Genomic DNA, 11,133 nt, shown 5'->3' with positions numbered 1-11,133 from the left:
GGTTGAAAGAGGTAACGATAGCAAGCCGGCACGGGTGCGCGTCCATCCCGCGGGACGAGATTTGCCCGGGTGATATTGACGGTGAATATTTACCGGGTAATATGCCGGTACATTTCTACCCGGGCCAAACCCATGAAACCCAGCAACGACCTCAGCTGCAGCGCCTTCGACCACCGCCGCCTGATCGCCAGCGGCCCCCTGGCCGAGGTGGTTCGCGCCACCAGGCAGGCACTCGACGCGGGCGCGGCCGGCCCGATCCTGATCTTCGACGACCGCACCAGCCAGCCCGTCGAAGTCGATTTCCGCGGTTCGCTGGGTGAGGTGATGGCACGGCTGCCAGGGCCGGCGCCCGCCACCCCCCGCGGCCCCGGCCGCCCCCGACTGGGCGTGGTGGCGCGCGAAGTCACCCTGCTGCCGCGGCACTGGGACTGGCTGGGCCAACAGCCCGGCGGCATCTCCGGCGCCCTGCGCCGCCTGGTGGAAAACGCCACCCGCCAACAGGAGCCGCAAGCCCGGGCACGCATGGCGCAGGAAGCGACCGACCGCTTCATGCGCGTGATGGCGGGCGACCTGGCCGGTTACGAAGAGGCCTCGCGGGCGCTGTATCGCGGCGAGCGGCAACGTTTCGCGGAACTGACGGCGAAGTGGCCAACCGACGTGCGCGAGCATCTGTTGAAGCTGGCCGCCGGCGCATGGGCAAAAGAGTGACCGTCTGAACGCCAAACCTCAGCACCACAAAGAAGCCGTAATCCCCTCTCCCCTGCGGGGAGAGGGCAGGGAGAGGGGGCACACGCCGCGGGGAAGCTCAACGAAGCCACCCACGACGCCGAACAGCTTCGCCTCGCCTTCCCCGCAAGCACCGGCCCCTCTCCTGTGTCCTCTCCCCAAGGGGGAGAGGAGGTTACGGTGGCTTCGGGCAATTCGGTTTATCGACCCGGCAAGCTCATGCCATGCCGCGACCGCGCCCGCACAACGCCGCGCCTCGAAGCCGACCCCTGCCGTAATTCCCTCTCCCCTGCGGGGAGAGGGCAGGGAGAGGGGGCGCACGCCGCAGGGAAGCCCAACGAAGCCACCCAAGACGCCGAACAGCTTCGCCTCGCCTTCCCCGCAAGCACCGGCCCCTCTCCTGTGTCCTCTCCCCAAGGGGAGAGGAGGTTACGGTGCCTTCGGACAGTTCGGTTTATCGACGTGCATCGTCGCACCGCCAAAACCCGCCACCACGCGTCTTGACGCGCCTTTATGGCGCCCTCCGCTACCGTGTGTCGCATTGTGCGAATCGGCGTGCCCCTGTCACCATACGGTTTGACCGGTAGCTGTGGCCTGCATGCGCGCATCTCACTCCGGCTTCCTCCACTGATGAGCTTTTCATGACGCGTCCTTCCTCGTTAGATCACGATCAACTGCTGGCCTGTGCCCGTGGCGAAATGTTCGGCCCGGGCAACGCCCGCCTGCCCCTGCCGCCGATGCTGATGTTCGACCGCATCACCCACATCTCCACCGAAGGTGGCGCCTACGGCAAGGGCGTGATCCAGGCCGAGATGGATATCCACCCCGACCTGTGGTTTTTCGCCTGCCATTTCGAGAGCGACCCGGTGATGCCTGGCTGCCTTGGCCTCGACGGCATGTGGCAGCTCAGCGGCTTCTACCTGCCCTGGCTGGGCGAGCCGGGCCTGGGGCGTGCGCTGGGCGTGGGCGAGGTGAAGTTCACCGGCCAGGTGCTGCCCACCGCCAAGAAGCTGCGCTATGAAATCGATATCCGGCGCGTGATGCGCGGCAAGCTGCGGTTGGTGATCGCCGATGGCAAGACGTTCGTCGACGACCGCCTGATCTATGCCGCCGACAACATGCGCGTCGGCCTGTTCCAGTCCACCGAGGGTTTTTGAGATGCGTCGTGTCGTAGTGACCGGTATGGGTGTGGTGTCGTGTCTGGGCAACGACGGGGCGACGGTTTCATCCGCCCTGCGCGACAGCCGCAGCGGCATCCGCGCCGTTCCCGATTACGTGGCGCTGGGCCTGCGCAGCCATGTGGCCGGCGTGCCCGAGATCGACCTGGTGGCCGAGATCGACCGCAAGCTGAAGCGCTTCATGGGCGATGCGGCGGCCTACGCTTATGTGTCGATGCGTGACGCAATTGCCCAGTCCGGGCTGTCAGCCGAACAGGTCAGCAACCCGCGTACCGGCGTCATCGCCGGCTCCGGCGGCGGCTCGCCGCAGTGGCAGATCGAAACCGGCGACCTGTTGCGCAACAAGGGCGTGCGCAAGATCGGTCCGTACATGGTGCCGCGCACGATGTGCTCCACCGTGTCGGCCACGCTGGCCACCGGCTTCGGCATTCGTGGCCTGAGCTATTCCATCTCCGCCGCCTGCGCCACCTCGGCGCATTGCATCGGCGCGGCGGCGGACCTGATCCGCCACGGCGCGCAGGACATCGTCTTCGCCGGTGGCGGCGAGGAAGTCCACTGGGGCATGACCTCGCAGTTCGACGCGATGGGCGCGCTCTCCACCAGCTACAACGCCACGCCCGAATCGGCCTCGCGTCCGTATGACGTCAGCCGCGACGGCTTCGTCATCGCCGGCGGCGGCGGCATGCTGGTGCTGGAGGAGTACGAGCACGCCCGTGCGCGCGGCGCCAACATCCTGGCCGAACTGGTGGGTTACGGTGTCACCTCCGATGGCGGCGACATGGTGGCGCCCTCGGGCGAAGGCGCGGTGCGCTGCATGCAGATGGCCATGGCCAACGTCAGCGGCCCGATCGACTACCTCAACACCCACGGCACCTCGACGCCGGTGGGCGACGTGGTGGAGCTGAAGGCGGTGCGCGAGGTGTTCGGCGATGCGGTACCGCCGCTGTCCTCGACCAAGGCCCTCACCGGCCATTCGCTGGGCGCCGCCAGCGTGCACGAGGCGATCTACAGCCTGCTGATGCTCAACGAGAACTACGTCGCCGCCTCGGCCAACATCACCGAGCTTGACCCGCTGGCCGAGAGCTTCCCGATCGTGCGCGAAAGCCGCGACGCGAAGCTGACTACGGTGATGTCCAACAGCTTCGGCTTCGGCGGCACCAACGGCACGCTGGTGTTCTCGAAAGTCTGATGCCGGTTCGTGTGGGAGCGGCTTCAGCCGCGATGCTTTTTCTCTGGATCCCCAGAGCAAGAGCATCGCGACTGAAGTCGCTCCCACAGTGCTCTAGGCGTCCCCGTGCCGCTCAGGAATAGCCAGGCTGTCGTCATCCGCACTGGCAAGCTGCCGGTCGATGCGCTGCAACGCCCCCAGCAACTGCGCACGCGCCTCGGCAGCGAACGGGTTTTCCTGCTGGATCGCGGCAAACAGATGGCCGGCGTCGCCGCGCACCGCGGCCAACATGTTCTTCAGGCCCTGGAACGACGGTGGCGTCACCGACAAGTCGTCGTCCACGCCGATCTCGATCAGGCCCTTGGCCAGGAAAAACGCCAGCGCGTGGGTATGCGCCATGTGCCGGTCATGCGTGGCCGGATCCTGGTCGATCACCTCGCAACCCAGTTCGCGGAACAGTGCGCGCGCGCGTTCGGCCGTCTGCGGATGCCGGGCGCTGGCGCACACCACCGTGCGCAATGGTCGCTCACCCCGCGCCAGGCTGAGCGGGCCGAACAGCGGATGCGTGCCCACATGCGGTATCGCATCGCCCAACTGCTCATCCATCACGGCGCAGGGGTGCAGCTTCACGCTGCCCACGTCGATCACGGTGTGCCCGGCGCCCAGATGCGGCTTCAGCGCGGCCAGCGCCTCCGCCATCCGCGGCACCGGCATCGCCAGCACCACCCAGGCCGCGCCATCGACGGCGGCAACCATCGACGCCGCCGCCAGCGCCGCCGGCACCTCGGCATGCGGATCATGGATACGCACCTCATGCCCCGCCCGCGCCAGCAGATCGGCGAACGCCTGGCCGAAGCGGCCGTAACCGAGTATCGCGAACACCATGGGCCCTTCCTGCGCGTGGAAAACAGTTGATGCTGCCACAAGCGCGAGCTCTTCGTTCTATCGAAGGGCGTGATGGGTCGAGCTGAGCATCGAATTGGCCGTCCAAAACAGTGACGTTGAGGCGGCATGCCCTTCGACTCTGGCCGCTGCGCGGCCGACGCTCAGGGAGAACGGTGGAGGTTCTTTCGGTCGATGTCGGATTCCCTCACCCGATCACACTGAGCGTAGCCGTCCACCGGACGGCGAAGTCGAAGTGCCGCGAAATCCCCAATCAAGCCGAGCCGCCCGCCCTGGCTTCCCGCCGCAACAACTTCTGCCGCTTCTTCTCCATCTTGCGCTCTCTGCGCACCGCCTTGCGCTGCTTGCGGTCATGGCTCCACAGATAAATCGCCGGCGTGCTCAGCAGGGTCAGCAGTTGCGACACGGCCAGCCCGCCCAGGATGGCGATGCCCAGCGGCTGGCGCATTTCCGAGCCGTAGCCGAAGCCGATCGCCAGTGGCAGCGCGGCGCCCATCGCCACCAGGGTGGTCATGGTGATCGGCCGGAAGCGCACCAGCGCGGCTTCGCGGATCGCCTCCGGTGGCGAGCGGCCGTGTTCGCGTTCGGCGACCAGGGCGAAGTCGACCATCAGGATCGCGTTTTTCTTCACGATGCCGATCAGCATCAGCACCGCGATCGCCGACATCATGGTGAGTTGGGTGTGGGTGACCAGCATGGCCAGGAACGCGCCCATGCCGGCGGCGGGCAGGGTGGAGAGGATGGTCAGCGGGTGGATCAGGCTTTCGTACAGCACGCCCAGCACCACGTACATCACCAGGATCACCGCCAGCAGCATCAGCAGGCCGTTGTTGAGCGCGTCCATCAGGTTCTGGTTGTCGCCGGTGTAGCTTTTCTGCACGCCCGCGGGCAGGCCGGCGGCGAAGATGGCCTGGTCGACGTATTTCAGGCCGTCGGTCTGGGTCAGGCCCTTAACCAGGTTGTAGTTGATCGAGGCCGATTCGAGCTGGTTGTAGTGGTTGATGGTGACCGGCGCGATATGCGGCTGGATGCTGGCCAGCGCGGACAGCGGAATCATCTTGCCTTCCGTGTTGCGCACGTAGGTGTTGAGCAGGTTGGCCGGGCTCAGCGACTGCTCGGCGGCGGCGGTGAGCACCACGCGGTACTGGTTGATGTCGGAATAGATGGTGGAGATCTGGTTCTGGCCGAACGCGTCGTACAGCGCCGAATCGATCTGGCCCATGCTCACGTGCAATCGCGCGGCGGTTTCGCGGTTCACCTGCAGCAGCTCCTGCCGGCCAATACTGTCGAAGCTGGTGCTGACGTCGCGGAACTGCTTCATGCCGCGCATCACCTGCGCCAGGTGCAGCGTGGGGCCCTGCAACGGCAGGCCGGCGTTGCTGCTGAGCTGGAACGCGTACTGGCCCTTGGCGCCACCACCGGGGCCGCCGCCGTTGATGAACTGCATCGTGGTCAGCGTCACGTCCAGGTCGGAGACGGTTTTGTAGTACTTGTCCAGCCGATCCACCACCGTCTGCCCCGACACATGGCGATCGTTCGGACCGTCACCCCGCGGCTTCAGGTCCACGAACAGCGTGGACTGGTTGCCCACCGCGCCGTTGTTGTTGCCGCCGCCCAGGATGGTGGAAACATCAAGCACGGCCGGGTCGGCCTGCAGCACGGCGGCCATCGCCTGCGTGCGTTCGGCCAGCAGGGTGGGCGAGATGTTGGCGTCGCCGGTGATCTGCGCCTGCAGCAGGCCGGTGTCCTCTTTCGGCATCAGGCTGCCGCCGGCGGTCTTGGCCACCACCACCGCCAGCACCACGGTCAGCACCAGCAACAGGATCGGCTGCCAGCGCATCACCCGCCGGTGGTGCATGGCCCAGTCCAGCCCGCGCTCGTAGATGCGCAGCAGGCTGCTGTCGAAGCGCTCGGCCATGCGCTCCAGCCGGCCCGGCGTGCGGCTGCCTTCCGGTTCGTGCGCCAGCCAGGCGCCGCACAGCGCGGGCGTGAGCGTCAGCGACACCAATGCGGAAATCACGATGGTGGCGATCAGGGTGACCGAGAACTCGCGCATCAGCATGGTGAACATGTTGTTGCCGAACACCATCGGGCCGAACACCGCGATCAGCGACAAGGTGATCGACACCACGGTGAAGCCGATCTCGCGCACGCCGGTGAGCGCGGCCGGCAGCGGCGCCATGCCGCGCTCCATGTGCCGCACGATGTTCTCGATCACCACGATGGCGTCGTCCACCACGAAGCCCACGCACAGCACCAGCGCCACCAGCGAGAAGATGTTGAGGGTGAAGCCGAGCATCCACATCACAATGAACGCGCCGGCCAGCGACAGCGGCACGCTGAACATCGCGATCACCGTGGGCCGCAGCCGGCGCAGGAACACCAGCATCACCAGCGCCACCATCACGATGCTCATCAGCAGCGCCACCTGTACCTCGTCCAGCGCCGATTCGGTGGTGGGGGTGAGGTCGAAGATGGGGTGGATTTCCACGTCGGCCGGCATCAGGTGGCTGAAGCCCGGCAGCGCGGCGCGGATGGCATTCACCGTGGCCACGGCGTTCGCCTCCGAGCGCTTGCTGATCTGCATGGTCACGGCGCGCCGGCCGTTGAACCACGCCGCCGCGTACTGATCCTGCTGGCCGCTACTGATGGTGGCCACGTCGGACAGCCGCACCGGCACGCCGTCGCGGCTGGCGATCACCAGTGGCGCGAAATCCTGCACCGTGTGCAGCGCGTCGTTGGCGCTCACCGTCATCTGGGTGGCGCCGTTGCTGAGCATGCCCTGCGGCGAGGTGACGTTGGCCGCGCGCAGCGCATTGGCCACGTCGTTGCTGGTGATGCCTTTCTGCGCCAGCGCCGCGCTGTTCAGCGCGATCCGCACCGCATGCGGCGCGCCGCCGGACACCTGCACCTGGGCCACGCCGGGGATCTGCGCCACCGCCGGTTTCAGCAAGGTGTCGGTGAGGTCGTAGAGCTGGTCGGGCGCCAGGCTGGTGGAAGTCAGCGACACCAGCAGCACCGGGATCTGCGATGTGTCGAACTTGAAGTAGCCCGGCGGGCTGGGCATGCCCGAGGGCAGGTCGGCGGCGGCCGCGTTGATCGCCGCCTGCACGTCGCGCGCGGCCTTGTCGGCGCTGCGATCCATCTCGAACAGGATCTGGATCTGCGCGCCGCCCTCGCTGGCGCTGGAATACATCTGGCGCACGCCGGGAATCCGCCCCAGGTGCCGCTCCAGCGGCGCCACCACCGTGCTGGCCATGGTCTGCGCGTTGGCGCCGGGCAGCTGCGCGAACACCGCCACGCCGGGAAACTCGATCGACGGAAACGCCGCCACGCCCAATAGCAGGTACGCCCACAAGCCGCCCAGCATCAGCCCGATCGCCAGCAGTGACGTGCCCACGGGCCGGCGCACCATCGGTGCGAACACGCTCATGCGCACCGCTGTGCGCTGCGGCGCGGGGTTGTCGATGGAAGGAAAGGGCGGCGGTCGTCGGCGCGAAAGGATGCAGGCATGCGCAGGAATATTACCGACGACGGCCCGCGCGTGGATGCTGGCGCCGCGAAAGCTTCTGCCATTTGGGCTCCCAGGAAAGATCTGTTTTTGCTCGTCATCCCAGCGAAAGCTGGGATCCAGTGCCTCCAAGCCATCCAACGCAAAGGCACTGGATTCCTGCTTTTGCAGGAATGACGAGCAAAAAGCTGATCCATCAGACTGTCCCTTGGACCGGCCCGCAGTTTAGGACGCACTGGCCGCCAAACCCGCGCGCAGGCGTTTCTTCTCCGCCTTGCGCGCCTTGCGTGCGGCCTTGCGCAGCTTGCGGTCGTGGCCCCACAGGTAGATCGCCGGCGTGCTCAGCAAGGTCAGCAATTGCGACACCAGCAGGCCACCCACGATCGCCACGCCCAGCGGCTGGCGCATTTCCGAACCCACGCCGAAACCGATCGCCAGCGGCAGCGCCGCGCCCATCGCCACCAGCGTGGTCATGGTGATCGGGCGAAAACGCACCAGCGCCGCCTCGCGGATCGCGTCGGGCGCGGACAGGCCGCGTTCGCGTTGCGCCACCAGCGCGAAATCCACCATCAGGATGGCGTTTTTCTTCACGATGCCGATCAGCATCAGGATCGCGATGATCGCCATCAGGCTGAGCTGGGTCTGCGTCACCAGCATTGCCAGGAACGCACCCGCGCCGGCCGCCGGCAGGGTGGAGAGGATGGTCAGCGGATGGCCCAGGCTCTCGTAGAGAATGCCCAGCACGATGTACATCGCCAGGATCGCGCCCAGCAGCAAGGTGCCGCCGTTGGATTGCAGATCCTGCAGCTCCTCGTCGGTGCCGCCGAACTTCAGCCGGATGCCGCCGGGCAGGTTGATCGCCAGCGCGGCCTGGTTCACCAGGTCGATGCCATGGCTTTCGGGCACGCCCGCGGGCAGGTTGTAGCTGATGTCGGTGGCCTCCAGCTGATCCTGGTGGACCACGCCGGACGGGCTGATGTTGGGCTCGATGCGGGCGATCGCGGACAGCGGGATCAACCGGCCCTGCGCGTTGCGCACGCGCGTATCCAGCAGCGTGGCCGGGCTCAGCGACTGCGCATTGGCGCTGGTCAGCACCACGTGATATTCGTTGATGTCGGAATAGATGGTGGACACCATGCGCTGGCCGAAGGCGTTGTTCAGCGCGGTGTCGACCATGCCCATGTTCACGTGCAGGCGCGCGGCCGCGTCGTGGTCCACCTTCAGCATCTGCTGCTTGCCCACCTCGTCGAACTCGCTGCCCACGTCGCGCAGCTCCTTCGAGCGGCGCATCTGCTGCACCATCTTCAGCGCCCACGGCTGCAGGTCGCCGCCGTCCTTGCTGATCATCTGGAAGCTGTGCTGCGCGCCTTCGTTGTTGCCGCCACCGCCGCCCATGAACTGCAGCGTGCGCAATTGCACCTTCATGTCGGGCAACACCTCGAACTGCTTGCTGAGCCGCTCCAGCACCACTTTCGAGCTGTCGCGGCGCTGGCCGGGGCCGTCGCCCAGCGGCTTCAAATCGATCCACATGCGGCCGTTGTTGCCCACCGCGCCGCCGTTGCGACCCAGCATGGACGACACATCCAGCACGGCCGGGTCCGCCTGCACGATCGCCGCCGCCTGCTTCACCCGCTCGGCCATCAGCTGCGGCGAGATATTGGCGTCGGCGCTGATGTTGCCGTTGAGCGCGCCGGTGTCTTCTTCCGGCATGAAAGTACCGCCGGCGGTCTTCACCACCGCCATGGCCAGCACCACGGTCGCCACCAGCAACAGCAGCGGTTGCCAGCGCATCAGCCGGCGGTGGTGCATGGCCCAGTCCAGCGCGCGCTCGTAGACGCGGTGCAGCCAGCGGTCGAAGCGCTCGAACGCGCGCTGGATACGGTTGAGCGGCTTTTCGCCGGCGTGCTCCAGGGTGAGAAAGCGCCCGCACAGCGCGGGCGTCAACGTCAGCGAGACCAGCGCCGAGATCACGATCGCCGCGGTCAGCGTCACCGAGAACTCGCGCAGCAGCATCACCAGCATGTTGTTGCCGAACAGCAGCGGCGCGAACACCGCCACCAGCGACAAGGTGATCGACAGCACGGTGAAGCCGATCTCGCGCACGCCGACCAGCGCGGCCGGCAGCGGCGGCTGGCCGTTCTCCATGTGGCGCACGATGTTCTCGATCACCACGATCGCGTCGTCCACCACGAAGCCGATGCACAGCACCAGCGCCACCAGCGACAGCAGGTTCAAGGTGTAACCGAACGCCCACATCGCCACGAACGCACCGGCCAGCGACAGCGGCACGCTGAGCAGGGCGATCAGGGTGGGGCCGATGCGACGCAGGAAGATCAGCATCACCAGCGCCACCATCACGACGCTGATCATCAGCGTGAACTGCACTTCATGCAGCGCGGACTTGGTGGTCTGGGTGAGGTCCAGGATCGGCGTGATGGTGACATCGGCCGGCAGCATGGCGCGAAAGGTGGGCAACTGGTCGCGCACTGCGGCGGCGGTGGCCACCGCGTTCGCCTCCGGCCGCTTGGTCACCTGCATCATCACCGCGCGCTGGCCGTTGAACCAGGCGGCCTGGTATTGATCCTCCGGCCCCGCGGCTACGGTGGCCACGTCGGTCAGCCGTACCGGCATGCCGTTCTTCATCGCGATCAGCAGATTGCCGAATTCGGCCGGATCCTGCAGCGCGTCGTTGGCCGACACCGTCATCTGCGTGTGGCCATCGCTGATGAGGCCCTGCGGCGAGGTGACGTTGGCCGCGCGCAGCGCGTTCGCCACGTCGTTGGTGGTGAGCCCCTTGGCCGCCAGCGCCCCGGTATCCAGCGTCACCCGCACCGCATGCGCGGTGCCGCCGAACACCTCCACCTGGGCCACGCCGGGGATCTGCGCCACCGCCGGGCTGAGCAAGGTGTTGGTGAGGTCGTACAGCTTGTCCGGCGGCAGCCCGGTGGAGGTCAGCGACACCAGGATCACCGGCACCTGGGTGGTATCCGCCTTGAAGTATTGCGGCGGGTTGTCCATGTGCGTGGGCAGGTCGACCGCGGCGGCATTGATCGCCGCCTGCACGTCGCTGGCAGCCTTGTCCGCGCTGCGCCCCATGTACAACTGCAACCGCACGAAGGTGCGCCCCTCGGTGCTGTTGGAGTACATCTCCTTGACCCCGGGAATCCGCCCCAGGTGCCGCTCCAGCGGCGCCGCCACGGTGCTCGCCATGGTCTGCGCGCTGGCGCCCTGCATGTTGGCCGACACCATCACCACCGGCAGGTCCATCGACGGCAGCGCGGCCACGCCCAGCAGCTGGTAGGCCCAGCTCCCCGCCAATATCAACCCGATCGCCAGCAGCGAGGTGCCGATCGGGCGGCGAATCATGGGCGCGAATATATTCATGGGCTCTCCGTAGCGCGCAAGGATAGTGGCAGTCATGGGGCCGCCGCGATGTGCCTGAAGTCGGCCCTGCCGAATGGCACGGCTCCCATCGAGTCACCGCCTCGTTTCTGTAGGAGCTCGCCCTGTGCGCGATGCTCCTGACGTCTGTGGGAGCGGCTTCAGCCGCGATGCTCTTGTTGGTCGATCAAGAGCAGGAGCGCCACCATCCTTCAGCACCTTCCCCCGCAAGCGGGGGAGCCGATCAAGAGCTTTCGATCGCCTGC

At 66.9% G+C, this 11,133-nt stretch carries 6 protein-coding genes; 3 read left to right on the top strand and 3 right to left on the bottom strand.

Going from position 1 to position 11,133, the window contains the following annotated elements:
• Positions 1 to 132: 132 nt before the first annotated feature.
• The 3 genes from UU9_RS04715 to fabB all read left to right on the top strand — a co-directional run bounded on the left by UU9_RS04715 (position 133) and on the right by fabB (position 3,093).
• Positions 133 to 708, top strand: a complete 576-nt coding sequence (locus UU9_RS04715) for a DUF2239 family protein (RefSeq protein WP_007080577.1) — start codon at positions 133 to 135, stop codon at positions 706 to 708.
• A 659-nt stretch (positions 709 to 1,367) separates the two neighbouring features.
• A complete protein-coding gene (fabA, locus tag UU9_RS04710; RefSeq protein ID WP_007080576.1) occupies positions 1,368 to 1,883 on the top strand; it encodes a 3-hydroxyacyl-[acyl-carrier-protein] dehydratase FabA in 516 nt (171 codons plus the stop codon).
• A 1-nt stretch (position 1,884) separates the two neighbouring features.
• Positions 1,885 to 3,093: a beta-ketoacyl-ACP synthase I gene (gene fabB, locus UU9_RS04705; protein WP_007080575.1), complete on the top strand. Its 1,209-nt coding sequence runs from the start codon at positions 1,885 to 1,887 to the stop codon at positions 3,091 to 3,093.
• 93 nt (positions 3,094 to 3,186) lie between these two features.
• On the opposite strand, the gene UU9_RS04700 is transcribed toward fabB, so the two are convergent.
• The 3 genes from UU9_RS04700 to UU9_RS04690 form a co-directional block, all read right to left on the bottom strand.
• The gene (locus UU9_RS04700; RefSeq protein WP_007080574.1) at positions 3,187 to 3,957 is read right to left on the bottom strand and encodes a prephenate dehydrogenase/arogenate dehydrogenase family protein; all 771 of its coding nucleotides are present in this window, start codon (positions 3,955 to 3,957) and stop codon (positions 3,187 to 3,189) included.
• A gap of 271 nt (positions 3,958 to 4,228) precedes the next feature.
• Positions 4,229 to 7,408, bottom strand: coding sequence for an efflux RND transporter permease subunit (locus UU9_RS04695; protein WP_007080573.1), 3,180 nt, complete (start codon positions 7,406 to 7,408; stop codon positions 4,229 to 4,231).
• A 303-nt stretch (positions 7,409 to 7,711) separates the two neighbouring features.
• Positions 7,712 to 10,870 carry an efflux RND transporter permease subunit gene (locus UU9_RS04690; protein ID WP_007080572.1) on the bottom strand — a complete coding sequence of 1,053 codons (3,159 nt, stop codon included), beginning with the start codon at positions 10,868 to 10,870 and terminating at the stop codon, positions 7,712 to 7,714.
• Between the last annotated feature and the right edge of the window lie 263 nt (positions 10,871 to 11,133).

It is taken from the genome of Rhodanobacter fulvus Jip2 (genome assembly GCF_000264315.1).
GTDB lineage: Bacteria > Pseudomonadota > Gammaproteobacteria > Xanthomonadales > Rhodanobacteraceae > Rhodanobacter > Rhodanobacter fulvus.
The sequence above is the reverse complement of the archived record's forward strand: the minus strand, read 5'-3'. Positions and strand labels throughout refer to the sequence as shown.

What these genes read in the sequence shown, in the direction of transcription:
- UU9_RS04715 (WP_007080577.1), top strand. Translation starts at nt 133, where the DNA reads ATGAAACCCAGCAACGACCTCAGCTGCAGCGCCTTCGACCACCGCCGC.
- UU9_RS04695 (WP_007080573.1), bottom strand. Translation starts at nt 7,408, where the DNA reads ATGAGCGTGTTCGCACCGATGGTGCGCCGGCCCGTGGGCACGTCACTG.
- fabA (WP_007080576.1), top strand. Translation starts at nt 1,368, where the DNA reads ATGACGCGTCCTTCCTCGTTAGATCACGATCAACTGCTGGCCTGTGCC.
- fabB (WP_007080575.1), top strand. Translation starts at nt 1,885, where the DNA reads ATGCGTCGTGTCGTAGTGACCGGTATGGGTGTGGTGTCGTGTCTGGGC.
- UU9_RS04690 (WP_007080572.1), bottom strand. Translation starts at nt 10,870, where the DNA reads ATGAATATATTCGCGCCCATGATTCGCCGCCCGATCGGCACCTCGCTG.
- UU9_RS04700 (WP_007080574.1), bottom strand. Translation starts at nt 3,957, where the DNA reads ATGGTGTTCGCGATACTCGGTTACGGCCGCTTCGGCCAGGCGTTCGCC.